Source organism: Aetokthonos hydrillicola CCALA 1050, assembly GCF_017591665.1.
GTDB lineage: Bacteria > Cyanobacteriota > Cyanobacteriia > Cyanobacteriales > Nostocaceae > Aetokthonos > Aetokthonos hydrillicola.
Window position 1 is genome coordinate 1 of sequence record NZ_JAAKGC010000027.1, and the last position, 24,663, is coordinate 24,663.

Below are 24,663 nucleotides of genomic sequence, written 5' to 3' on the forward strand. Positions count from 1 at the left end.
CCCATCTGCCTCTGGTATCCAGGCCAACGTACTGTAACTTTGTCCAATACCTGCACGAGATCCTTTCTCCCCATGAAAAGTTCTTTCCTTAAGTGTCTTGGCCTCTGGTCTTGGCCAAAAGCTATGATCTCCTGCTAAAAATGGTTGAGATAGCTGTTTTTACCTTCCCTACCAGTAAATTCATCAGTTTTCTTCTGTGTGGACGACTATCATGCAGTGCTGCATATATACTCGGCCATTGCCGTCGAAATACTGGACTTTGGGACAAGCTCACAAATGATGGAATGCTTGGGCTAGTCAATACTGCGTCCATCAACTCAAATACGGCATCTTTCGCTTTACCCAAGCAATCGTAAATTGCTTGCCGGAATTCTTCTAATTGTGTCAGGATCATCACGTCAATGATTTATACATTACATTCATTGACTCTACAGCAGTCAGTGTCACTACTGATTGCTTTTCTTTATCACCCTTTACTCTTCGATTCAGTAGTATTGTCTGTTTTTTATCTCTAGTTCTCTAAGTACTTTTTTCTAAGCCTGAGCTTTTAGTCCAAACTCCAGTAATTGACCCAAGCTTATTTAAGCTTAAACCCGCGCGCGTCCAGATTCAAACGCACTAGGTCATGGAAGGCTGATAACTGCTGCATAAAGATGAGTGAACCAACAATGCATATGCTTGCGCCAAAAATAACAGTATTGACAGCACCAATATTGCTTGCTAGTGCGCCAGCAACCAAGTTACCTATCGGTACTGCACCTGTAGTGGTCATTACATAAAGACTGGTAATCTGCCCGCGATTTTCATCAGTCACCAACAATTGCACTACTGTGCGACCAGAAGTGATCTGCATAATAAAGCCAAAACCGGCGATCGCCAGTGAGACGAGCGAAAGCCATAACAAGTGAGACAGTGCGAAGATCATAAGGTTGATCCCCATGAGGGCTATCCCAAATGCTAGAACTCTTTCCAAGCCCAGCACTCTACTACATGCCTGCAAACGCAGGTCCAAGCATAACAGAAACGCTGACGAGGGAAGAATACAAAGCAAGCACATTGCTGAGACTGTTCTTTTCGACCGTTTCCGGTAAAAATGCTTGTCTTGCCGGATTGTCGAAGGCGTTAATTATTCCTTGGAACAAAGAAAGAAGTGTGATTTGCCAGATATTGATCGTACCGCTCAGAGCTAGCCAAGTCACAGCTAAAGACTGAAGCATCCCCAAAATCTGACTAACGACTAGCAAGCGGTGACGATTCCAACGATCAGCGAAGATTCCACTCACGGGAATCAAAACTAAACTGGGAATTAGACTGGCAAACCCCACTACCCCCAGCATCCAGGCAGAGTTAGTCAGGTGATATACTAGCCAGCTAGTAGCCACCTGAGTCATGGAAGTGCCAATTAGAGAAATCGCCTGACCTAGGTAGTACAGGCGAAAATTTCTAGAGCGAAAAGCAACGAGCATCTAATTGCTATACCTGTTCGGATTTGGATTTTCTAGCTAGCTCTGCCTGAGTTGTGCTCAATCAGGATAAAAAACGAAAGTTCGTAGCTCGATGCTCTCGCGGGGTGGGGCGTTGGGTGGGCTTGTCGGGTCATCAAACGCAGTGTGGGCGGCAAATCTTGCTATTCCGTCTTCGGTGGAGTCGAAACACTTAATCAGGAGCGCCTCATCGCGTTGCATTTGTGGAAAGTAGTACCATTGATGGGTCGGATTGTAAGTGACCGCGTAGGTTTCACCAATGCGATCGCGGTACACCAGATCACCCGCCACAAGGTCTTCTGGTGCAATACTCCGCGCGTCGCACACCGTCAATGGTGACTCTTGAATTGGGGATGCGATCGCACGCCAAACGTTGATGATAGCAAAACGTTTTTGCAGCAATGCCTCAATTTCAATTTCATCTATTCCTCTTGCTGCTAACTCCCAACGCGCACGAGTATAGCCAGATTTGGCAGTGAAATCATTATGTACCCGCTTAGCTGGCTCCCTAATGGATTTCTCACCTTGTTGAAAACGTTGTCGATTGCGGAGCGTATGATCAAATATGACCACTTTACTTCCACCCGTCACATCTTTTAAAAATTGCTCAGCTTCGGGATAGTAGACTTGGAGTATTTCGTCTTCGTTGTAAAAGTCGCGGACTTTGCTATCATGTCGAATCAACGCGAAACCTTCTCTATCCAAAGAGATATTCTCTGTGATAGAACGAGCATTATAGATTGGTAACTTGTATGTTTGAAAAGTTCCGTTGGTTCGAGGAACCCCTGCAGGTGGTTCGTAGGTGTAGTTAACAGGTTTTTCTGCCATTGGAATCAGGTAACTCAGGTTAGCCTGTACAAATGGCAGTGAAGAAATCGATTTATCTAGAACTTGACCACTTAAGCTCATGGGTTGTATCCTTATGTTCCTTCAAGCCTCTTGTCGAAGTCGGCAAAAGGGTCATTAAATACTAATTGTCTATTGGCTTGTCGTATTTTGCCTTTATATCTAGGATAACAATCTTTTGCAAAATAGAAGTTCTGCAAGAAGCATTGGGGTAATGATTTTTAACTACGGGAACTTCTACCCCAATCCTTGATATTCCATGTATCAGCATCCCATGGGGTTAGATCTACACCCACAAGCCTGTTACTCTTACCACTGACTCTGGCTCTAGCAAGCAGGGGAATGACGATCGCGTCATTAATTAGCAAGTCATTCATCTGGATAAACAACTGTCGGCGTTTTTCTGGATTTAACTCTGTTGTAGACTGTTGCCAGAGCTTGTCATATTCAGGATTACAATAACGAGTACTGTTACTGCCAGACCATTTGTTTTTTTTCTGCGGAATTTCAGTACAAGTCCACCCCCTCATATAAGCACCAGGGTCTGGATTTTCATTACCGTTAGTCAACATTTGCACATCAGCATAGAAATGACTAGTTGTATCTGGGTTAGCAGGATCACTGGAAAAGTAAATACTTGAATCTATACTTTTGAGATCCACCTTCACGCCGATAGATGTTAATGCTTGTTTAACAATTTGTTGAGTCTTCTGGCGCAGTGGATTAACCCCGGTTTGGAAAAGAACACTCAACTCGACGCCATTTTTAGTCCGGATAGGATTACCATTGCTGAGTTTCCACCCAGCCTCGTCTAATAAAGCAGCAGCCTTCACAAGATCGAATTTGTATGTTGTATTCGGGGAATAGTTGGAGCCTGCCAGTAAAGTAGTTTTAAGGTATCACCACCGCTTCCAGAAGCTCCAAGAGTAGATTCTTTCCCAGAAGATTCAGGTTTTACAGACGAGCAGGCAGTTAAAAAGCATACACCTATTAAAGATAGAGCAAAAAGCCGACCTCTGCTGAATTTATTCAAGACAGCCATATTTAATTATTTTGGAAGGTAATTTTGGGTTAGTATTGTAGGATAATATTCATCTAATGTTCATGAAGATTTTGATACGCAACGTTGAACATCATGAATTGCCAGAACTCCTAAACTTATATAAACATTTAAACCCAATAGATGCTCCTTTACCTGACGAGTCAACCCTTCAACAAATATGGAACGAAATATTGGGTGATAACAAGGTTAATTGCTTTGTGGCAGATTTCAATGGACACCTCATTGCCTCTTGTACCTTGGTAGTTATTCCTAATCTAACGCGGGGCGCTCGTCCCTATGGGTTAATTGAAAATGTCGTTACTCACGCTGATTATCGTCGCCGAGGTGTTGGAAGCCGTTTGATAGATCATGCGTTGCAATCTGCATGGAGCTATGATTGTTACAAGGTGATGCTTTTGAGTGGCAGTAATCGAGAAGCAATACACCAGTTCTACGAGAAAGCTGGTTTCAAGAAAGGTGTCAAAATAGGTTTTGTTGCTACACCAACAAAGCGGCTATATAAACCTTTCCCCTGATTTCCAAAACCTTCGATAGCCCGCACTGGTTCAGTAAACAGCCAGTCACCTCCGTTAGCCTTATCATCGCTAAAGGCATCTGCGATCGCGTAAATATCGTGAGTCAAGGATGCAAACCAACGACTACCAATAACCATTGGCAATGTCGTTTCTAAACCAGCATTACCTGGTTGTGACCATAACATTAACCGTACCATCCCATGAGATGACGAATCTCCATTCTGGAGTCGCCAAGAAGTTAACTCAGCCGTATGCTGATACAGTAGCCCTGCTTGTTCTGCGCTTAACTGTCCCTGCTGGATTACTTGGTAACCCAATTCAGCCGAATATTTTAGGGCTGCTACACTATCTATTGTGCCAATGCAATTTTCAAAAATTCCACTTATCATTTTTAACGTTGAAGCTCCAATAGACTTGGAGAACGAATATTTTTTATGTATTCTCGTATACGCAGTTTATGGCCAATACTTAATATTTAGTAATTCTTATAATTAGATTAACGTATATTTTATTTGCAAAGGGCTTGAATTTTGATCACAGGTCATGCAATACTTCTAAAATAGAAACACGGTAATTTGGTCAAAAAACAGTAGTATTTTGGAGCCCATTGTAATTTTTGTAGTAAAAGCACTATATCATTCACACCCTCCCAGAGTTGTGTAAATACAGTTTTTGCGACGAGTAATCTTATCAGCGAGATAATCGCGTATTGGGTGAATTACTATACGATTTTACGGGTTTGATTTATGGCGATCACACTTCCTTCCTACGACCCAACTTTATTTCAAGGTGCTGCTTGGTACTATGCTCGTTACCGCTCGAAGTATCCCCAAGCCCTGTTTGACTTATTAGCCAATACCTTTAAACTAGATGGTAAAGGACGATTGCTCGACCTCGGTTGCGGTGCGGGATTAGTTGCCATTCCTTTTGCTAATCGTTTTGCGGAAGTGGTGGGACTAGACCCCGATGCAGATATGCTCAAAGAAGCCGAGGAACAAGCAACAATTGCTCTTATCAGCAATATTCGCTGGATTCACGATCGCGCTGAATCTATTTCTGAGGATTTGGGCAAGTTTCAACTCGTGACCATGGGACGTTCGTTCCACTGGATGCAACGAGAATTTGTCTTATCAAAGCTTGATTCTTTGGTAGTGGAGGATGGTGGTATCGTTATCCTCAAGACCAACGAAAATGTCTGGGAAAGCGAACATCCTTGGAAAAAAACTGTTATAGAGGTAGTCAAACGTTGGCTAGGGGATCGACGACGCACAGGGCAAGCAGGAGAAGGTACGTGGAAATCTTTGGAAGTATCCCATGAAGAAATCTTGTTGCGATCGCCTTTTTCTCGTCTAGAGACTTATGAAGTAAAATCTAAGCAATCTTGGACGATTGATTCTTATCTAGGCTATATCTATTCAACTGCATTTGGTCTGCCCTCGTTCTTTGGCGAAAACCGCGAAAAATTTGAGACAGATTTGAGAGCATCTTTACTGGCTGTAGAACCTTCTGGAGAGTTTACCGAAGAATTGCCAGTAACTGCTCTTGTTGCCAGGAGACAAACATGACAACTTAGAGAAAATCTAACATTGTAGTGGTGTATTAGATAGAGGCGTAACTACCTAGAAAAAAGCCAACAATTTTCACCACAGAAAACTATGACTGAGACGACATTCAAACTAAAAATCTTTCGCCGGTTGACTTTGTTTTTACTACCAGGATTGTTAACTTTAGCGACTTCGGTGACCTTGGTCTGTTGTAATGCAGAAAGTCGAAATGATGCATCAGAAACCAAGCCATCTGGAATTAAAACTAAAGTACTCCGTATGGGGTATCAACAAGCTGGCGATTTAGTGAGAGTAACAAAAGTTCTCGAAAAACGCCTTGAACCATTGGGTGTGAAAGTAGAATGGGCTCAATTTGCCCAAGGACCACAACTAATGGAAGCAATGAATGTCGGTAAGATTGATTTGGGTTCTGTGGGGGAAACTCCGCCTATTTTTGCTCAAGCTGCTGGCGCTGAAATTGTTTATGTTGTTGGTTCACAACGTACCGAAAATAGTGGTAACGGTAGTGCGATCGCTGTCCCCCCAAATTCTCCAATTAAGAGCCTTAAGGATCTCAAGGGACAAGAAGTAGTTTTCCAAAAAGCTTCTGCATCTCACTTTTTTATCCTTAGAGCTTTAGAAGAAGTTGGTTTAAAACCTACCGATATCAAAGTTCGGAGCATACCTAATGTAGAAGTTAGTAGTGCATTTTTAGAAGGGAAAATACCCGTTTGGGTAACTGGTGATCCCCATTTGGCGAGAGCGGAAAAACTGGGTAAGGTGCGAATTCTTAGAACTGCTAAGGGACTTGATTCCCCAGGGGGATATTATATTGGAGCAAAACAGTTTGCGATTGATAATCCTGGATTGCTACGGATCGTCATCGAGGAGATTGATAAAATTCAGCGTTGGGCTGAGTCACACCCCGAGGAAACTGTCAAGCTAATCGCACCTTATCAAAAGCTACCTCACGATGTAATGGAATTGATCGTTAGCCGTCGCACCTACGGATTGAGACCAATTTCCCCAGAATTGATCCAAGAACAGCAGTTAGTAGCAGATTACTTCCACAAAAATGGCGTGCTTCCTAAAGCCATCAATATTAAGGATGCAACACTAACACCTGAACAATATGCAGCAATTACACCTCCTTCCATTAGTCAAAAATAGATAGAAGTATATGAGTCAGAGTAAAAAGCAATTGAGATTGGGTGCATTCTTGATGAGTTCGGGTCATCATTTGGCGGCTTGGCGATACCCAGATGCAAGAGCAGATGGGGGTTTGAGGTTTGACCATTATCGTCAAATTGCTCAGACAGCTGAACGCGGCAAATTTGACATGATTTTCTTTGCTGATGGAGTGGCTGTAAGAGATCGGGGTCAAGGAAGAGAAGTGTTGAGCCGCACAGGACATCTTGTTCACTTTGAACCTCTGACTTTGCTATCAGCATTATCGGTCGTCACTGAGCATATTGGCTTAGCAGCAACAGTCTCAACCACTTATAATGAACCCTTCCATCTTGCGCGAAAATTTGCGTCCTTAGATTATTTAAGTAATGGTCGTGCAGGTTGGAATCTTGTAACTTCTGCTAGCACTGCTGAAGCCCAAAACTTTAACCGGGAACAGCACCCCGAACATGCTCTCCGTTATGAGCGTGCTCGCGAATTTGTGGATGTTGTCACTAAACTCTGGGACAGCTGGGAAGACGATGCATTTTTGCGTGATAAGGAATCTGGTGTTTACTTCGATCCAGATAAATTACACGTTCCCAACCACAAAGGCGAGCATTTTTCTGTACGTGGTCCCTTGAATGTTGCTCGTCCACCCCAAGGGTATCCAGTTATTATCCAAGCTGGTTCTTCCGAAGATGGTAAAAATCTTGCTGCTCAAACAGCAGAAGTTATTTTTACCGCACAACAAACCCTTGAAGATGCTCAAGCTTTTTACTCAGATGTGAAGGGACGACTAGCGAAGTACGGACGCAACCCTGATCACCTAAAAATTATGCCAGGGGTATTTCCTGTGATTGGCATAACCGAGGAGGAAGCCAAAGCAAAATTTGATCGCATACAGGAATTAATTCATCCTCAAGTGGGTTTAAGTTTGCTAACAGGGATGTTGGGGGAAGTTGATCTATCCACTTACCCATTAGATGGACCATTACCAGATCTACCTCACACTGAACTCCACCAAAGCCGCCAGAAATTATTGATCGAAACTGCTCGCAGAGAAAATTTGACCATTCGCCAACTATATTTATGGATTGCAGGCGCGCGGGGACATTGGACTATTTGGGGTACACCGTCACAAATAGCAGACAAGTTAGAAGAATGGTTTGTTAACGGTGGAGCGGATGGCTTTAATATTATGCCGCCTTATTTACCTGGTGGTTTAGATGAGTTTGTGGATCTGGTAATTCCCGAACTGCAACGTCGAGGGCTGTTCCGCACCGAATACGAAGGACGCACCTTGCGGGAAAACCTTGGTTTACCACGTCCAGAAAATCAGTTTACAAAACGTGCGACTGTTTCTGAACTAGCAGCTTAACCAAGGAGTCAGAAGTCAGAATACAGGAGTCAGAATACAGCAATCAAAATTAATAGATTTAAATTTCTTTGTTCATTCGCTGGTTCGACAAAATTTATACTGAATTCTGGCTCCTGACTCCTGAATTCTTGTATTTTTTTTACAAACTTTTTTGGAGATACAAAAATATGGGTTCTCAATACTTTGACATCAAACCAATTGCTGGACGCATCGGCGCAAAAATCATCGGTGTGGATCTGAGTTCCAACTTAAACGACGAAATTATCAGTGATATCCGTAAAGCCCTAGTCAAATACAAAGTAATATTCTTCCGTGGGCAAGAAAAACTCGACGCTGAGGGACAAGTAGCGTTTGCTCGGCGGTTCGGTGAAGTAACCACAGCCCACCCTACAGTGCCTTCATTACCAGAAAATCCATCAGTTTTAGACTTGAATTATGGGAAAACTGTAGCTCGTGCTAACAACTGGCACACCGATGTAACATTTGTAGACCGTCCACCACTCGGTTCTGTTTTACGGGCACTTGTTATTCCTCCTGCTGGTGGCGACACAGTTTGGGCAAACTCAGTCACTGCGTATGAAGATTTACCGACTCCTCTGCGTAATCTTGCTGATGAACTTTGGGCTATACATAGTAATGCCTTTGATTATGCAGCAGCGGTAGTAGACGTACCTGAAGAGATAAGAAGTTATCGGGAGGTTTTTACATCTACTGTATACGAAACATTACATCCAGTTGTGCGCGTTCACCCTGAATCTGGTGAACGGGGACTGTTCATTGGCGGTTTCGTGCGTCGCTTGCGCGGTCTATCAAGCACAGAATCTGATGATATTATTCGCCTGTTACAAGCTTACATCACCCGTCCAGAGAATACCGTACGCTGGCGCTGGAAAGTTGGTGATGTAGCATTTTGGGATAACCGAGCAACTCAACATTATGCGATCGCCGACTATGGCAATCAACCCCGTCATGTTCAGCGAGTCACAATTGTCGGCGATATCCCAGTTGGTATTGATGGCAAGCAAAGTGAGGCAATCAAGGGAGATTCTTCTGCATACACCAGAAATTGGGAATCTCAAAAAAGAAAGGTAGAAGCTTCAGCAGTCGCGCATTCTGGCTAGAATTCATGCGCGGCTAAAACACCTGTACACAAGCTAAACTTTCACTCTCTGGAGAATTAATATGACCTACAATCACATTGAAGTCAAACCCGTAGCTGGTTTCATTGGTGCTGAAATTGGTAATGTAGACCTTTCTCGTCCTCTGCATGATGATGCAGTTAAAGAAATTCGTCAAGCACTATTAAAGTGGAAGGTGGTGTTCTTCCGGAATCAGAATATTGATCATGCTGCGCAGATTGCCTTTACTGCTCGTTTTGGTGAGGTTACTTACGCACATCCACACGAAGATGAGCCAATTGAAGGATTCTCAGAAATCCTGCCAATTGATCGTAGTCGCTACGAACGTCGGAATGGTTTGCGTCGTTCCAGCTACGAGAGTCGTTGGCACACTGATGTGACAGCTGTTGTTAACCCCCCTGCGGGTTCGATTTTGCGTGCAGTTAATGTTCCCAGCGTTGGTGGTGACACACAATGGACAAATCTTGTTGCAGCCTACGAAGGTTTGTCAGCACCCTTACGTGCATTAGCAGACACGTTGAAAGCTGAACACCGCTTCAATGCACGTTTAAATTTGCCCAAAAATAGCAAACTTGTACAGCGAATTGAAGCTAATCCTTTAGTTTCAATCCATCCTGTAGTGCGTGTTCATCCGGAAACAGGTGAACGTGCTTTATTCGTCAATCCTGGTTTCACCTCACACATTCTTGATGTATCACGACAAGAGAGTGATTTGCTACTGGAATTATTCTTTAACCAAATCACCAAACCCGCCTATACCACCCGTTTCCGTTGGAATAACGGTGACATCGCCTTCTGGGATAACCGCGCTACCGCACATTTGGCTCCTCAAGACTTGGATCATATAGAAGTTGAGCGAGTACTTTACCGCACTACCATCAAAGGTGATGTTCCTGTTGGAGTCGATGGTTTCCGCTCACAAATAGTAGAAGGTGAGGCATTCGGCACCGAAGCACCAAGCATTTTGAGGAACAACACTCAGAGGGTGCAAGCAGAACCTGTACTTTCCTGATATTCCTACACCATAGGCAAAGGATCAAATTTTAGCTTTCAAGGGCAGTAAAATCATGGGGTAAGGACGTATAACTTTCCCCATTTTCCTACATTTGTAGACGGTGGAGAATTCCGCGAAATTTTTTAAGGGGGCTAGCGGGGTGAATACGCAGTGGATGAAAACGGATGTGTTAATTATTGGCGGTGGTACTGCTGGGACAATGGCAGGGATCAAAGCCAAACAAGCGAATCCTAATGCAGAAGTTTTAATTCTGGAGAAAGCAAATATTCGGCGTAGTGGTGCGATCGCTATGGGAATGGATGGAGTAAATACCGCCGTCATTCCTGGACACTCCACCCCAGAACAGTATGTTCGCGAAGTCACGATAGCTAATGATGGGATTCTTCACCAAAAAGCCGTCTATCAAACTGCAAAGTTAGGCTACGAAACCATTCAAGAATTAGAAAGTTGGGGTGTGAAGTTTCAGAAAGATCCCCAAGGAAATTATGACGTTAAGCAAGTGCATCGGGTAGGTAAATATGTACTACCCATGCCCGAAGGTAAAGATTTAAAAACCATTCTTACCCGACAGGTAAAGCGCCACAAAGTGCAAGTAACAAACCGTGTCATGGCAACACGGGTGATAGTAAAAAATGATAGGGCAATTGGTGCAGTCGGATTTGATGTGCGGGGTGGGGATTTTGTGGTTATTCAAGCAAAAGCAGTCGTTCTCTGTACAGGTGCTTGTGGAAGGTTGGGACTACCTGCATCAGGCTATCTCTATGGTACTTACGAAAATCCTACCAATGCCGGGGATGGTTATTCAATGGCATACCATGCGGGTGCTGAACTGACCAATATTGAAAGTTTCCAAATTAATCCGCTCATTAAAGATTATAATGGCCCTGCCTGTGCCTATGTTGCTGGGCCATTTGGTGCATACACCGCCAACGCTGAAGGATACCGCTTTATAAATTGCGATTATTGGAGCGGTCAAATGATGTTAGAGATCTGGAAGGAATTAAACTCTGGTAAGGGACCAATTCAATTAAAAATGACCCACCTAGATGAAGATACAATCTCTGAGATTGAGTCTATCTTGTGGTCAAATGAGCGACCAAGTAGAGGACGTTTTCACGAGGGTAGGGATGAAAACTACCGCACCCACGGTATTGAAATGAGCATATCAGAGATTGGCTTGTGTAGCGGACATAGTGCTTCTGGTGTGTGGGTAAATGAGAAAGCAGAAACCACTGTATCAGGATTGTATGCAGCTGGGGATATGGCAAGTGTCCCCCACAATTATATGATTGGGGCGTTTGTATTTGGTCGTTTGGCTGGGATCAATGCTATTGAGTATATTCAGGATTTAGAGCATTTGGAACCCGACGTAGAATTTTTAGAGGCGGAAAAAGTTCGTATATATGAACCATTAAATCGTCCGAATGGTATTCCTCACAATCAAGTTGAGTATAAGTTGCGGCGTTTAGTAAATGATTATTTGCAACCACCGAAATCTAGTTACAAGATGGAGATTGGGCTAAACCATTTTGTTCGCTATCACGAAACTTTAGGGCAAATGGGAGCGCGTGATCCCCATGAACTCATGCGTTCTATGGAAGTCCATTTTATTCGCGACTGTGCGGAAATGGCTGCACGAGCATCTCTTTACCGCCAGGAAAGTCGTTGGGGTTTATATCACTACCGTCTTGATTTTCCAGAAAAGAATAATGAGGAGTGGTTTTGTCATGTAAATTTGAAAAAGAATGATAGAGAGGAAATGGTTCTATTCAAGCGTCCTGTTGAGCCTTATGTTGTAGACGTAGATTTACTAAAGGAAGTTTATAATGTAGCAACACGTTAAATTACGTTTTAATATGGATATTTACGATTCAATTGGTAAAAAATATTCAACTACTCGGGTTCCTGACCACCGCATAGTCAAAAGCTTAATAAAACTTCTTAATTTGACACAAGGCAGCATTATTGCTGATATTGGCGCTGGTACTGGCGGTTATAGTTTAGCATTAGCAGACGAAGGATTTTTGATTTATGCCATAGAACCATCGTCAGTGATGCGAACACAGGCAATAGCCGATCCCCAGGTTGAATGGTTTATTGGGTACGCAGAAGCTCTCCCTTTACCAGACAAATCTGTTGATGCATTAATTAGTATTTTAGCAATTCATCATTTTTCTAACTTAGAAAAATCTTTTCGAGAAATGCATCGTGTTGTCAACGGTGGCGCTATTCTTTTGTTGACATTTGATATTAGATTGTCTCAGAAAATATGGCTTTATGATTATTTTCCATGGCTGTGGGAAGATGCATCGAGATTTTTAACACTGGAGGAACAAATTGAGTTAATTGAGTTTAATACCCAAAGAAATGTTGAAATTTTTCCTTTTCTGTTGCCATATGATTTATCCGATTTATTTGCAGCAGCAGCTTGGAGGCGACCTGATTTGTACTTAAAACCTGAAGTACGGGCAGGGATTTCATCTTTTGCTTTAACTCATACAAGTTGGCTTGAGCAAAGCATAAATTCACTCTCTACAGATTTGAAAAATGGTCAATGGGAGGCAAAGTATGGAGAAATTTTAAAATTAACAGAGATTGATATGGGATACCGTTTTTTACTAGCTAGCAAAAATTTAGATAATTAAGGATGTTTTATGGCTTTAACAAACCAAAGAGTAGATCTTCCTGTGATTGTAGATGAATCTAAATGTTTAGAAAAATGTACCGCTTGTATTGAAGTTTGTCCATTGGATGTGTTAGCGAAAAATCCAGAGACGGGAAAAGCTTATATGAAATATGACGAGTGTTGGTTTTGTTTACCTTGCGAAAAGGAATGTCCCACAAAGGCGATTACAGTGCAGATTCCCTTTTTGTTGCGCTAGAAATTTTCAAATGTCTATAAATACCGATTCTGAATTAAATGAATGGTTGGAGATGTTGCGATCGCCCAACCTAAATGACCGACTAGTTGCTGTAAAAAATCTGCAATATTTAGGGGAAGAAGAAGCCATTGATGCTTTAGTCATTGCCTTAGAAGATGAAAGCACAGCAGTACAAAAAATTGCTCTAAGTGCGCTGGGAGAAATTGCTGATCCTGTGACTGTTCCTGCTTTGTTGAAATCCCTTGCTTCTCCAGATGCAGAAATTCGCAGCGAAGCATTATCAGTCTTGGGTGAGTTAATTTCATCAGAGCATTTAGTAATATTGTTGGATGCTTTACAGCAACAGGATGTCAACTTACAACTTAACATTTTAATTCTCTTACGCAAAATACGTGATGCTGAGTCCTTACCTGTGGTGCTGAGATTTTTTGATTCTCAATATCCCCAACTTCGAGAAGCCGCTGTCAGCACCGTAAGCTATTTAAATCAAGTGAAAACTTGTCTTCCTGCTCTAGCTCTCTTGGAGGATTCTAATGATAGTGTACGTCGTGCAGCAGCTTTAACTTTGGGGTATTTGGCAGATGAAGATATAGTAGATTTACTAGAAAAATCTTTAATTAAAGATTGTGATTGGCAAGTAAGGAGAAATGCCGCTAAATCTCTAGCTATTCACGCAAACCCCAAAGCGATTTCGGCTGTTATAGTCGCGCTTAAAGATGAACATTGGCAAGTGCGAAAATCTGCTTTACAGGTTTTGCAAAAAATAGGTACTGTCGATTGCTTACCGTCAGTCATTGAGCTTTTGATCGATGAATATTCGGATGTGAGGAAAGAAGCAGTAATTGTACTTGGTAATTTAGGAAGTCCTAAAGCTCTCAATGCCTTAAACCAAGCATTAGATGATCCCGATAGAGAAGTTTCTATTCACGCAGAGCGAGCAATTAAGAAAATTTAAACTAACTAGAGATGTTTAGAACACCCTTAAAATGAATCACCTTCACTGATTATAAATTTATCAGAGAAGGTGGTTTAATAAAGTTTTTGATTTTCTATTTCTACGTTCGTATATAAATTTGCATTTACGAATTCTTTAGAGCAAGAAAAGCAAAATCTATGTTCAGATTACTTAATGTTGGAGACTTTTTCTAAAGTCTTAAGCAGGTACTGCAGCTGATTGTGTTAGACCAACAGCTTCAGCATATTTGAGGTAGGTTTCAACAGAAGCGATAACGATACGAGCTTCAATAGCTAGCAATTCAATACCAACTAAAGAAACGCGAACCCATGCATCTACAACAATACCTTTGTCAAGAATACGGTCGATAACTTCAGCCAAACTAGAGGAAGAATTTGTCTTTTCAACTGCCATGGTTTTGTCCTTTAACTCATTGTTGTTTTTGGGTTTTTGGCTTGGCGATTGCCTTAACCTTTGTGCCCAACTAAATTGTATATAGCATTTTTGAAAATGTAAAGGGTTTACAGAAAAATATCTTTATTTTTATAAGAAAAAAATCAAAAATAGCCTAGGCTTTGGACTATGTTTAAAAACTAAGTACTCCTTCACTATTCCTTGTTTGTCTATTGACTGTAAAAGATAGATATTGATGCCAATATACAAATAATTTTCAATAATTTATATAGTAGTAAATCTTCAATTTAAAAAACGTCAATAAACCCCCATTACTGATGATTTTATGATCAGTAATGGGGGTTTAATAAAGTTTTTAGCTTTCTATTTCTGTATTCGTATATAAATTTGCATTTACGAATTCTTTAGAGTAAGAAGAGCAAAAGCTATGTTCAGATTGCTTGGAATTTAAGGATTTCCCTAAGCTTTTAAGCAGGTACTGCAGCTGATTGTGTTAGACCAACAGCTTCTGCATATTTGAGGTAGGTTTCAACAGAAGCGATAACGATACGAGCTTCAATAGCTAGCAATTCAATACCAACTAAAGAAACGCGAACCCATGCATCTACAACAATACCCTTGTCAAGAATACGGTCGATAACTTCAGCCAAACTAGAGGAAGAATTTGTCTTTTCAACTGCCATGGTTTTGTCCCTTAATTCATTGTTGTTTTTGGGTTTTTGGCTTGGCGATTGCCTTAACCTTAGCCCAACTAAATTCTATATAGCATTTTTGAAAATGTAAAGAGCTTACAAAAAAATATCTTTTTTTTTATAAAAAAATAATGAGGAAGAGCTTATAACATAACTATAATCAACACTATAAAGCTTTTCTAAGTGTTAATTCTGATCTTTTTCTTGGTGATTTAATAGAAAAATATTAAATAAATTTAAGAGAGATTACGGATTTGAAATACTCCCGAAAATGTTCTTTTATGGTTTCTTGAAAAATTAGGTTAAAGGATACCTCGAATTCAAGATTTTCAGTGATTACTGAAAATCTCCTTCCTTTTTTGATTTCGATGGGTTTTCTAAGCCTGAGAAGAATACAATATTAAGAAATGTCGTATAAAAGTTGAATAAAGAGATTAGTTATTCTTCGTCCTGTAACTTTAACATTTCTGTCAAGAAAGTATCTTCAGTAAAATGACTGATAATTGTCGAATAAGGTCACCTGAGCTTGAGGTAATTCCGAAAACCTTTTCGGGCTTGGATTTTGAACGTTCCGAAGTCTGGGAAAATTATAATAGTATGTTGACAGGATATTTTCTCTCAAGGATAATTAGCATAAGGATTTTGGGCAGCCTTTTAAAGCTTTCTAAGCAATCCGCGATAATTATAGCTTTGTTTCCTTAAATTGAGTATCTGCAAGCATTTTCACCAGCACTTTCTCTCGTGAGCCATCTCGAGGATTAATATATGACAGAAAAAAACACTGCGATCGCCAGCTTCCACGCTCATGTTTATTATAATGCTAACACTCGCGATATAGCTGCCCGTGTTCGCGAAGAATTAGGCTCTAGATTTGAGGTACAGCTTGGGCGTTGGCGTGATGAACCTGTTGGACCACACCCAATCTCGATGTATCAAGTAGCGTTCTTACCGGACCAATTTGCTGAGGTTGTCCCTTGGTTAATGCTTAATCGTCAGGGTCTGGATGTTCTCGTCCACCCAAATACAGGCGATGCTGTGGCTGACCATACAGTGCATTCTTTGTGGTTGGGTGAGAAATTACAGCTTAATATTGAGGTTTTAAAAGCGCTGATTTAAATAACCCGATCAAAATTGCTGTAAGTAGTGGTTCAAGTTTTTGCCGTTCCTGAATCCTTGAATTTCCATTTCATGTAAGCCTCCAGGGAAGGGAAAAACTGGACTATCCCGTCCAATCCTTCCGGCCTTCCTTTGAGATAACCTTCTAAATAGACCGAATCTTCCATTTTTGGCAAACAACCAGCATCGCGATCGCGACAACCTTGTTGATAACGAATTTTTATTAAGTGGTTTAGCATACAAAACTGCTCATCTGAAAGTGAGCCTGAGCTCTACCTTCACTGTATGCAATTTTTTTTATAACAGCAAACACTTCTTTTTATTAAATTAATAAATTGGTTTTATTATAAAAATAATACTGAATATAGCTAGTATAGCATTCGTGAATCATTTGTGAAAAAATTAGTATAATTGTGTACACATACATCTCCTCTTTGCTCTTCTGTATTGGCTATTCTATCCATAAGCTTACAAGTTTATAAATCATTTAGACTTGGTATATAAATTTGCTAAAATAAAATTTGTATATTTTTTTGAAAAAAAAGAAATAATTTACCTAATCGGACACAAAAATCTCTTTTGTAAAAAATAAAATTATGAGTTTCTACAATCAATCTAAGTTTGACATTCGCTGTGAATGGGGAAAAAAAGGAGTTGAACAATTAGCTCCAATTAGTGATGTTATTATCATTGTGGACATCCTTTCTTTTTCCACTTGTATTGAAATTGCTAATAGTAGGGATGCTATTGTTTTTCCGTATGAGTCTGTTTTTCCCTATGAGCCGAACAACGAGTCGGCACAGGAATTTGCTCAGTCCATTAATGCACAACTGGCAACTAGAAGGGGTGGTAATGGTTATTCCCTGTCTCCTGCATCCTTCAGCAAGATCCCTAAAAACACTCGATTGGTTCTTCCTTCACCAAATGGTTCTTCTCTCAGTTTAAGAACTGGAAAAACCCCTACTTTGGCTGGATGTTTAAGAAATTGCCGAACTGTAGCTTTAGATGCGATGAACTATGGACAGAGCATCGCTGTAATCCCAGCAGGAGAAAAATGGGACGATGGTAGTCTCCGTCCTTCGTTTGAGGATTTGATTGGTGCAGGAGCAATTATCAGCTATCTTCAAGGTAGCTTGTCACCAGACTCGCAAATTGCACTAACAGCTTATCGCTATGCTCAACCGAATCTCAAAGAGCTTCTAAAACAATGCGGCTCTGGTATAGAGTTGATTGGAAAAGGATTTGAGCAAGATGTGGATTTAGCCTCAGAATTAGATGTGAGCGATTGTATTCCGACGCTAATTTCCACATCGGTAGAGAAAGCATACACAGCAAAACGTTTCAGCTGATATCAAAGTTTAACCCTTGCAACACCTTTTATAATGGTTTTCCACTCAAGGTTACACGAGTTACCTGACCAGTGGGATTGTTGTTAACATCAAAGACAGTAATAGTGGCTTCACCTTCGAGTTTGTCATCTGTACGAGTCAAGGTTGCTTCCGTGATAGCTGATCCTGTGAGTTGATTGGAAGCATCAAAAATAAAGCTTTTCGCTTTGAATGTGACTTGGTTTCCACTCACACTCCACTGTCCGAGTAGGGGCGTTCTTAGGGATGGAGCTATGAGTGAACTCACACCCAGGAAATTACCATCTCGAAAAAATTGATAAACGGTTTTAAAGGTTGCGCCACTAGCGGTTACTTGCCCAGTAAAATCCCAGCTACCTACAATTGGGCTACGTTTATGAGCAAAGGTTCCTGATTGTGCCAACGAGCCACTTGGAATACCTGCCTGCGCGGGTTGGGTTGATGTCAACCCAACTGTTTGCATGGTCAATGCTGATAGAGTAAAAGCCGTGAATGTAATTAAAAATGATCTGATTTTCACACAATCACCTAATAAAGGTCAAAAAATGGAAAAAATTTCGCTACTCTTTTAACGTTCCCTATCAGTAGATTTACTCAATTTGATAATACCTTTGCTTGATGATTAGGTGAAACCAGCCACTGTTGCAATGTCGGATCGCTGTATACTGTATCTGCAATAAAATGATCCCCATCAGGCAGCACTGTAAACTCTACTGTTGCACCTTGTTCCCGCAAAGTCTTGACAAAATTCTCTGCATCCTCTAAAGAGAGATTTTTATCCTGTGCGCCTTGGAATATCTGGATTGGAATATTCTTGAGTGCAGTTAGCTGGTTCGGTTCTAATGTCTTGGGTACACGACCAGACACCGCTACCAGCCCTGCAAAGCGACCAGGATTTACAGAAGCAATATGCCAAGCCCCAGCTGTCCCTAAGCTGAATCCAGCCAATATTACCTGCAACGGATCAATAGCTTCTGAGGCAATTAGTTCATCAAGCAAAGCAAGCACATCTGATTCTCGCTCTACCCAGGTCTGTTCAGGAGCAATCTGAGGTGCAACAAAGAAATAAGGTAACGACGCGGATAAATCGACGAAACGAGGGAGACCCCATTTGAGCAGTATATTCAGATCAGTGCCGCGATCGCGTCCACCATGTAGAAACACCACAACAGGCGCAGGTTTGTTGCTATTGGCAGAGGCAGATGAGAAAAGATAAGGCAATGAGCCATTGCTAGTGTTGTAAGAACGGTGTTCAACGGGCATGGTTATAATTCCTCAAAGATACATTTGATTTGCTGATTGCAGACGGCGCAAAACAACCGTCTGATAACTGTTTACTGATAACTGATAACTGTTTTGCTCGGCTGTTTCCAGACTACGGGTGCATATAGCGAGGCATCAAAGTCAGGAGCGATATCGCCCGTGATGCGTGTCTCGTGCAAAGGCCAGTCGGCAAAGAATAAGTCATGACTGATGCGTGATACTACTGCTGGTACATCACGCTTGATGCTTGGCACGTCACCGATTGGCAGACCGAAACTGACAAAGCCTGACGGATTGTATACATGAATGTCTTTCAAGTAAGGTGCAGTACCAGGCACCTTCTCTTGGTATTCATGACCATTACCTAGGTACGGGTGCGCCCCTAGTTCGTCATCTTGTTGATCGGATGGCGGCTCGTAGCGATCGCGCCAGCGTGCAATGTGGTGTGAAAAATCGGCCAATTCAGGACGTACCGCAGGATCGACGAAGTAACCAGTGCCAGCGATCGCGAAATCAAATTCAAAAACATCGTCGTTCACCTGTGCGATAATACGACCGTCCTGTTCATGAGCTGCTTTCCAAGGAGCAGATAGGTGCAGGTAGAAGTTTTCGAACGTAAGCACCCGCTCAATTGCATCCACTGGTGGAGTGGAACCTGCTTGACGATAGCGCCAAGCTTGAAACCACCGCGCTGCATCAGGCAATTGGGGATAATTGTAGTAGGCACCAGGATATCCACGCACACGAATCACTGGTAGTGACGAGATCTGCGATCGCCTCGCGAACAAGTGTACAGCTTTTGCTCCTGATTCGAGTGCTACTGCAGCGGCGTCAAAAGCCGAAGCTGCAGCACCTAGTACTGCGACTGTCTTATTACGTAATGCAGCAAAATCAATCTGATCAGCAGTGTGTGCATATAGTGTGCGAGGTAGACCATCTGTTAGTACCGAAGGTATGTATGGTCCGCCAGCCCCAACCACTCCGTTGCCGAAGATGATCTTACGAGTGGTTTCCACCTGGTTAACACCGTTCACCTCAAGGTGCAGGCGAAAGAAGCCTTCAGCTGGTTCAATACGCACAAGCCGAGTCCGATATCGAACTGGTATATTTAGGAAGTTTCGATACCATTTGAGGTACTCAGCCCATGCTAGTCTTGGGATACGGTCGAGCGCCGCATACCTATCAGCCCCATATCTTGCTTCATACCAGCCCTGAAACGACAGTGCTGGTATACCCAACTCAGGACCAGGGAGGTTCTTAGGAGTGCGTAACTTTTGCATCCGCGCTCGTGTAAGCCACACGCCAGCTTGAGTTTCATCGTCGGCAGCATCGATGACCGTCACGCGACCAATGCCAGCACGCCGTAGTGCAAATGCAAAGGTGGTACCTGTACCGCTGCCACCTACTATCATGACGTTGTGGTCAATGCCTGGGCGATCAGGTACCCAGTTATCAGGATCGGGACCGAGTAAGCGTAGTGCCTCGCGAGCACTGATATCAGGGTCAGTAGTTATTGTCATCTCAGTCTCCCAACATGAAACGATTGAAACTAATACTTCCAAACCACATGGATTGTTGCTGTGAGTTCTTCTGTAAAGTTTCCAGAAGGCTCAACGCTTAGTAATGCTTCTTTGACGTCTGCTTCAAATTCTTCGGCTTTATCTCCATAGAAAATTTTCAGGGAGAAAGCTGTAGTGAATAAATAGCCAAGATAGCTAGAGACTGTCCAAGACTTTATAAATGGCACTTCATATGTTGCCTGGCGGGCAAAACGGGAATTAGCAATTACCACTTCGTGGGGAGGATCAACTGGTTTACGAGTACCTTGTCCTCTCTGTCCAGTTCGTCGCTCTTCACCTAACCATTTTTTTACGACTCCAACAGCAGCTTGTTTCCAGGGTAGAGAACTTTGCCAAGGGTTATCACCAGTGTTAAGTAGAGCGATCGCACCATCATCTGTCAGTAAGTCATAAAGGCGTTCCAGTACTAGCTCACGTTCCATCCAGTGGAAAGCTCTGCCAATGGTCGCTAGTTTAAATATCCCTAGGCTAGGATCAATCAGTTCTGCTCCTCTCTCTAGCCAAGTAATATTATTTGCTCCTACGACTGCTGCTTGGCGTTGTGCTTCTTTGAGCATGTCTGGATCAGGATCAATAGCAACGACTTCCTGGAATTTGGTTCGTAGGGGAATTGCAATTAAACCAGGTCCAGTACCCAAATCAAGAAGTCGTCCTAGACCATTGAGATGAAAGATTTCTGTTAGTTTATCGAATACAGCCGGTGGATATTTAGTCCGATACTGAGCATAGTTCTCCGCCGCACCCTCGAATAATGTTGGGTCGTAGTTGGGAAGTGTTTTCAGTTGGGTCATATGTTAACTTTGTAATGATGACTCTAGCTTGTTTCGTCTTCTGCTTATAGTCTTAAAACAAAGCCTAGAAGACAAAGCATACATACCATTAGCCAAGCTAAATTACGGATAAAAACAAAATAGATCTGTGGTTGATGAGATATCCTTTACCACAGGATTGTAAATTAATACTTGATGGTAGGAAAATCTATTCAACCGCCATTAAGGATGCGTTATACTGACGCATCCTATTATATTCCTAATGCTTGCAAATTATCTGTTTCCAAGCAATCTTGGCAATGTAAAATCCTCAGTTGTATTACTTTTGAGCCGCTCCAACAGCGACGGGTTCACCAAGAACTTTGGTAAATCGTTCTATGTAGAACTCAACAGGGTTTGCAACTGTCTTCACCGACTCGCGATCGCGCACTGTATCCCACCATCTTTGTATGCGAGGTGTTTCTGTGGGCAGGTTAAAGTGACGGAAATGTTCCAGAACTGGTAAGCGTTCAAACCAAGGATAGAAGCTGATATCAACTAAACTTAGCTTATCACCTAAGAAGTAAGGGCCGTTACCGGATAGCTTTCCTAACCCTTCTTGTTCTATGTATAAAAGAGCTTCTGTAAACTCTCTTCTTCCCTGTTCTTGTTCTTCAGTATGTTTACCCCGCAGAAATTTGTTGAACGCAGGTACAAGACGAGTATTTGCATAGTCGATCCAGATGCGAGCAACTGCTTTCGCTCCCGGAGAGTAGGGTAACAAAGGCGGTTGTGGAAAAACTTCTTCTAAGTACTCATTTATTATAGCAGATTCATATATTTCGAGATCCCCATGTTTGATTGCAGGGACTTTGCCATAGCGCGAAGTCTGTGTGAAATCTGCGGGTTTATTTTGTAAATCTATTTCAACAGAAGTGAATTCAATACCTTTTTCTAGCAAAACAACACGGGTGCGCTGAGAAAAAGTAGAAGCTTTAGCGAAGTAAAGATGTACTGTACTCATGGAATTACTACCTGGTAAGTATTACGAGCATACATTCGCGATTCCCACTCCTGACGGTAGCGGAGCGATTCGCTCTATATCAAACAACGGCATCTCAGATAAAAGCCCCATACTGAGTAACTCCTTTGACTTGTAAGGGGCAAATGATCTAACTTAGCTGGTATTTTATGACAGACAAGAAACTACTGTTTTTCAGCCGGTTTATTGTACTTTAATTGTGATTATTGCATAGCGTGGCATGAAAAACAAGCTCTGTCACAAAAAATATGTGTATCTAATTATTAGGCTATCTAAATTATTTGTGATATTATATGATACTGGATATATACATGGCAAGACTCCATCATCGGTTCGTAGTTGCGCTTTAGCGCACTAAGGGCAATGACAAGCCTTTCAACCCGGTTCACACAACTTTACATAATTACTATTCTTCTCGCCGACTTAACTTAATCTATAAAACCTCTAACCTACCAGACTTTTTCCGCTTGTGAATCAGTGACGAGAAGTATGGTTCTGACACACTTGATATATCTTAACTAAGATGAAAGCAATTGAACCAAAAAATATTCCTATAAGGATATGAATAAAAATATCAACTATATTCAAGGCAATTGTTGAAGAGAGCCAGGTTGAGTTAGGTTCCAATTGATCGGATTGAGATTTGCCAAGTATTGTTTCTAAAGGTTTAGAGTTAACTTGAGATGAAATCCCACTCACTGCAAAACCAACACCAAAAAATGCAACTGCTAATTGTAGATTACTCCCACGCTTTTGACTATCTTCATCTTGTTGACGCAGTTTGTCTTGTCTTTCTTGTTCTTGCTGTGCTAAAGATGTTTGAAAATGTTGGTGTTCGTTAGCTAAACTTTGTTCCCACTGGCGTTGTTGCTGCGCCAACGCTTTTTGAAACTGCGCTTCACGATTTTGTAACTCTTTTTGAAACTGGCGATCGCTTTCAATTTGTTCAATCGCTGCAAAACCCCGAATAGTATTAATTAGTTGGTCTGAAAATTCACGTCCTGGTTCTAAATAACTGCGGTCTGCTTGAATTTGTCGTTTAAATTTATTATTAGCTCGGTCTAAAAACTGTTGTAAAAATGCTAAATCATTGCCTGGCGGTGTTCCCAATTTTTCTAGCTGAGATATATAATTTTCAGTATTGATAGTAATAGTGGTTTCATGATCTTGCAAATCACGCAAGTAGCGAGCGTATTTAAGGGCTAACTGTGGTAGTTCATTGAGTAACTTTTTAAATTGCTGGAGTCGATCAGGTGTCTTGCAGATTGCTTCAAAGTTGTTGACATACCGTTCTAAAGTGCTGTAAATCTGTTTTGCTTGGCGATCGCACCAGCGAGATTGGTGATATGCATACAGAATTTTGTGGCGGTAGGAAAAGAGGTATAATAATAGCTGAGAAACTGCATCAATATTGTCTTGGTCAACATTTTTGCATTTAAACCAAACCAAAATATGGTATTGTTCCGTAGGGAATATTTCCAGGTTGTCATACTCGAAAACAGGATTACCCAAAAGACTGCCTGTAGCTACTAACTCAGGTAAAGTCATTTGTGGGAATAGCTGAGCCATACAGGTATCAGCCAGTACCTGATAATCGTCTAAAGATTCGAGCGGTTCGGCATACAGTAACAGAGTTTGACCCAAAGATGCGCCTAATTTTTCGGGTAACAAAATACCTTGTGGATTAAACTGATGTAGTTGTACAAGATCAATGGTGTCTTCATAAAAGAGCGTGAGGTCGATAGCATAAGTATCATGCAGGCGAAACGGACAGAGGAACCCTTTTAGCTCTAGTTGTCCCTGGTTATGAAGCTGAAAATCTATACCTTCCGAGCCTGGTTGTAGTAAAGTTAACTGCTTGGGATATAGTTTATCCTCTGCGGTTGGTTGATATTGACCATTTTCATAGCAAATTAACTTTTGCCGCAGGTTTTGCAGCTCATGAATATGGAGAGTTTGTCCCAGAGAACCCAATTGCTCCCACAACTGTGATGCCTCTGCTGTTGTTTGCTCTGGTCCTTGGCTGATGTCAGTACGCAGATGGAAGGCATAAAGAGTGAGGCTAGGATTGCGTATTCCCTGAGATTGTATCATTTTGTGGATTGTTTGGTGGGGATACTTGAGTTTTTTGGGAAGGAGTACTTTGGCGAACAATATTATCTATCATGTCCTTAGCATCCTTAGGACTGAGGCGAGTTTTGCGCCCTCCTGGACCTCGATGGCTGGCTGATTCTTCAACAGGTAGATCAAGGATAGTGTTGAGAATGTGGGGACGATCTTCGTACCAAAGTGCAAGTGCATCTGAAATTTGCTCAATATCATCTGGCAAAGTTGCAAGTAATTTTCCCAACGCAGCACGGTCTTCTGCTGTGAAGAGATTAGGCTGGTTTTGGGCGATCTTAACAAAATCCAAAATGTTTTCTTCGTAAGGTGATAGTTCTGACATTTT

28 protein-coding genes are annotated in these 24,663 nt (G+C 41.8%); 12 read left to right on the plus strand and 16 right to left on the minus strand.

Annotated elements, in window-relative coordinates; all coding sequences use genetic code 11:
• Positions 1–121: 121 nt before the first annotated feature.
• The 5 genes from G4P69_RS15695 to G4P69_RS15710 form a co-directional block, all read right to left on the minus strand.
• The gene (locus tag G4P69_RS15695) at positions 122–394 is read right to left on the minus strand and encodes a hypothetical protein (RefSeq protein WP_243902972.1); all 273 of its coding nucleotides are present in this window, start codon (positions 392–394) and stop codon (positions 122–124) included.
• A gap of 183 nt (positions 395–577) precedes the next feature.
• Complete coding sequence (locus G4P69_RS39245) at positions 578–925, minus strand: MFS transporter (RefSeq protein ID WP_243902973.1); 348 nt, start codon at positions 923–925, stop codon at positions 578–580.
• Between the two features lie 61 nt (positions 926–986).
• Positions 987–1,466, minus strand: a complete 480-nt coding sequence (locus G4P69_RS39250) for an MFS transporter (protein ID WP_243902974.1) — start codon at positions 1,464–1,466, stop codon at positions 987–989.
• 57 nt (positions 1,467–1,523) lie between these two features.
• Entirely contained in the window at positions 1,524–2,393 is an 870-nt protein-coding gene (locus G4P69_RS15705) for a CmcJ/NvfI family oxidoreductase (protein ID WP_208350560.1), read from the minus strand.
• A 158-nt stretch (positions 2,394–2,551) separates the two neighbouring features.
• Positions 2,552–3,211: an ABC transporter substrate-binding protein gene (locus G4P69_RS15710; RefSeq protein WP_208350575.1), complete on the minus strand. Its 660-nt coding sequence runs from the start codon at positions 3,209–3,211 to the stop codon at positions 2,552–2,554.
• Between the two features lie 223 nt (positions 3,212–3,434).
• Between G4P69_RS15710 and G4P69_RS15715 the strand changes: the two genes are divergently transcribed.
• Positions 3,435–3,908 carry a GNAT family N-acetyltransferase gene (locus tag G4P69_RS15715; RefSeq protein ID WP_208350563.1) on the plus strand — a complete coding sequence of 158 codons (474 nt, stop codon included), beginning with the start codon at positions 3,435–3,437 and terminating at the stop codon, positions 3,906–3,908.
• Here the strand turns inward: G4P69_RS15715 and G4P69_RS15720 are convergent.
• Positions 3,824–4,297, minus strand: coding sequence for a hypothetical protein (locus G4P69_RS15720; RefSeq protein WP_208350565.1), 474 nt, complete (start codon positions 4,295–4,297; stop codon positions 3,824–3,826). The genes G4P69_RS15715 and G4P69_RS15720 overlap by 85 nt on opposite strands.
• A gap of 357 nt (positions 4,298–4,654) precedes the next feature.
• On the opposite strand from G4P69_RS15720, the gene G4P69_RS15725 reads away from it, so the two are divergent.
• The 9 genes from G4P69_RS15725 (at position 4,655) to G4P69_RS15765 (ending at position 13,991) form a co-directional block, all read left to right on the plus strand.
• The gene (locus tag G4P69_RS15725) at positions 4,655–5,473 is read left to right on the plus strand and encodes a class I SAM-dependent methyltransferase (RefSeq protein ID WP_208345437.1); all 819 of its coding nucleotides are present in this window, start codon (positions 4,655–4,657) and stop codon (positions 5,471–5,473) included.
• 90 nt (positions 5,474–5,563) lie between these two features.
• Positions 5,564–6,622 carry an aliphatic sulfonate ABC transporter substrate-binding protein gene (locus G4P69_RS15730; RefSeq protein ID WP_208350567.1) on the plus strand — a complete coding sequence of 353 codons (1,059 nt, stop codon included), beginning with the start codon at positions 5,564–5,566 and terminating at the stop codon, positions 6,620–6,622.
• A gap of 10 nt (positions 6,623–6,632) precedes the next feature.
• Positions 6,633–8,000 (plus strand): LLM class flavin-dependent oxidoreductase, encoded by a 1,368-nt coding sequence (locus tag G4P69_RS15735; RefSeq protein WP_208350569.1) that lies wholly within the window; start codon positions 6,633–6,635, stop codon positions 7,998–8,000.
• A gap of 167 nt (positions 8,001–8,167) precedes the next feature.
• Positions 8,168–9,121, plus strand: coding sequence for a TauD/TfdA dioxygenase family protein (locus G4P69_RS15740; RefSeq protein ID WP_208350571.1), 954 nt, complete (start codon positions 8,168–8,170; stop codon positions 9,119–9,121).
• Positions 9,122–9,182: 61 nt separating this feature from the next.
• The gene (locus tag G4P69_RS15745) at positions 9,183–10,151 is read left to right on the plus strand and encodes a TauD/TfdA dioxygenase family protein (protein ID WP_208340285.1); all 969 of its coding nucleotides are present in this window, start codon (positions 9,183–9,185) and stop codon (positions 10,149–10,151) included.
• Positions 10,152–10,293: 142 nt separating this feature from the next.
• The gene (locus G4P69_RS15750; protein WP_310833444.1) at positions 10,294–11,997 is read left to right on the plus strand and encodes a fumarate reductase/succinate dehydrogenase flavoprotein subunit; all 1,704 of its coding nucleotides are present in this window, start codon (positions 10,294–10,296) and stop codon (positions 11,995–11,997) included.
• A gap of 13 nt (positions 11,998–12,010) precedes the next feature.
• Positions 12,011–12,799, plus strand: coding sequence for a class I SAM-dependent methyltransferase (locus G4P69_RS15755; protein ID WP_208340284.1), 789 nt, complete (start codon positions 12,011–12,013; stop codon positions 12,797–12,799).
• Positions 12,800–12,808: 9 nt separating this feature from the next.
• Complete coding sequence (locus G4P69_RS15760) at positions 12,809–13,036, plus strand: 4Fe-4S dicluster domain-containing protein (RefSeq protein ID WP_208340283.1); 228 nt, start codon at positions 12,809–12,811, stop codon at positions 13,034–13,036.
• Positions 13,037–13,046: 10 nt separating this feature from the next.
• Positions 13,047–13,991, plus strand: a complete 945-nt coding sequence (locus G4P69_RS15765; protein WP_208340282.1) for a HEAT repeat domain-containing protein — start codon at positions 13,047–13,049, stop codon at positions 13,989–13,991.
• A gap of 198 nt (positions 13,992–14,189) precedes the next feature.
• On the opposite strand, the gene gvpA (G4P69_RS15770) is transcribed toward G4P69_RS15765, so the two are convergent.
• Together gvpA (G4P69_RS15770) and gvpA (G4P69_RS15775) are read right to left on the minus strand one after the other, a co-directional pair.
• Positions 14,190–14,405 carry a gas vesicle structural protein GvpA gene (gvpA, locus tag G4P69_RS15770; RefSeq protein WP_045871251.1) on the minus strand — a complete coding sequence of 72 codons (216 nt, stop codon included), beginning with the start codon at positions 14,403–14,405 and terminating at the stop codon, positions 14,190–14,192.
• Positions 14,406–14,872: 467 nt separating this feature from the next.
• A complete protein-coding gene (gvpA, locus tag G4P69_RS15775; protein ID WP_045871251.1) occupies positions 14,873–15,088 on the minus strand; it encodes a gas vesicle structural protein GvpA in 216 nt (71 codons plus the stop codon).
• Between the two features lie 774 nt (positions 15,089–15,862).
• Between gvpA (G4P69_RS15775) and G4P69_RS15780 the strand changes: the two genes are divergently transcribed.
• Positions 15,863–16,213: a DOPA 4,5-dioxygenase family protein gene (locus G4P69_RS15780; protein ID WP_208340281.1), complete on the plus strand. Its 351-nt coding sequence runs from the start codon at positions 15,863–15,865 to the stop codon at positions 16,211–16,213.
• Positions 16,214–16,245: 32 nt separating this feature from the next.
• On the opposite strand, the gene G4P69_RS15785 is transcribed toward G4P69_RS15780, so the two are convergent.
• Entirely contained in the window at positions 16,246–16,452 is a 207-nt protein-coding gene (locus G4P69_RS15785; RefSeq protein ID WP_208340280.1) for a hypothetical protein, read from the minus strand.
• A gap of 357 nt (positions 16,453–16,809) precedes the next feature.
• On the opposite strand from G4P69_RS15785, the gene G4P69_RS15790 reads away from it, so the two are divergent.
• Complete coding sequence (locus G4P69_RS15790; protein WP_208340279.1) at positions 16,810–17,562, plus strand: 2-phosphosulfolactate phosphatase; 753 nt, start codon at positions 16,810–16,812, stop codon at positions 17,560–17,562.
• A gap of 28 nt (positions 17,563–17,590) precedes the next feature.
• Here G4P69_RS15790 and G4P69_RS15795 read toward each other — a convergent pair whose 3' ends face one another.
• The 7 genes from G4P69_RS15795 to G4P69_RS15825 form a co-directional block, all read right to left on the minus strand.
• Positions 17,591–18,100: a hypothetical protein gene (locus tag G4P69_RS15795; RefSeq protein WP_208340278.1), complete on the minus strand. Its 510-nt coding sequence runs from the start codon at positions 18,098–18,100 to the stop codon at positions 17,591–17,593.
• Between the two features lie 74 nt (positions 18,101–18,174).
• Entirely contained in the window at positions 18,175–18,843 is a 669-nt protein-coding gene (locus tag G4P69_RS15800) for a carboxylesterase family protein (RefSeq protein ID WP_208340277.1), read from the minus strand.
• 71 nt (positions 18,844–18,914) lie between these two features.
• On the minus strand, positions 18,915–20,363 hold the full coding sequence (locus tag G4P69_RS15805) for an NAD(P)-binding domain-containing protein (protein WP_208340276.1): 1,449 nt from the start codon (positions 20,361–20,363) through the stop codon (positions 18,915–18,917).
• Positions 20,364–20,392: 29 nt separating this feature from the next.
• Positions 20,393–21,214 carry a class I SAM-dependent methyltransferase gene (locus tag G4P69_RS15810; protein WP_208340275.1) on the minus strand — a complete coding sequence of 274 codons (822 nt, stop codon included), beginning with the start codon at positions 21,212–21,214 and terminating at the stop codon, positions 20,393–20,395.
• A gap of 298 nt (positions 21,215–21,512) precedes the next feature.
• The gene (locus tag G4P69_RS15815; protein ID WP_208340274.1) at positions 21,513–22,196 is read right to left on the minus strand and encodes a glutathione S-transferase family protein; all 684 of its coding nucleotides are present in this window, start codon (positions 22,194–22,196) and stop codon (positions 21,513–21,515) included.
• A gap of 492 nt (positions 22,197–22,688) precedes the next feature.
• Positions 22,689–24,308, minus strand: a complete 1,620-nt coding sequence (locus tag G4P69_RS15820; RefSeq protein WP_208340273.1) for a hypothetical protein — start codon at positions 24,306–24,308, stop codon at positions 22,689–22,691.
• A complete protein-coding gene (locus G4P69_RS15825) occupies positions 24,277–24,660 on the minus strand; it encodes a hypothetical protein (protein WP_208340272.1) in 384 nt (127 codons plus the stop codon). The genes G4P69_RS15820 and G4P69_RS15825 overlap by 32 nt, the downstream gene beginning before the upstream one ends.
• Between the last annotated feature and the right edge of the window lie 3 nt (positions 24,661–24,663).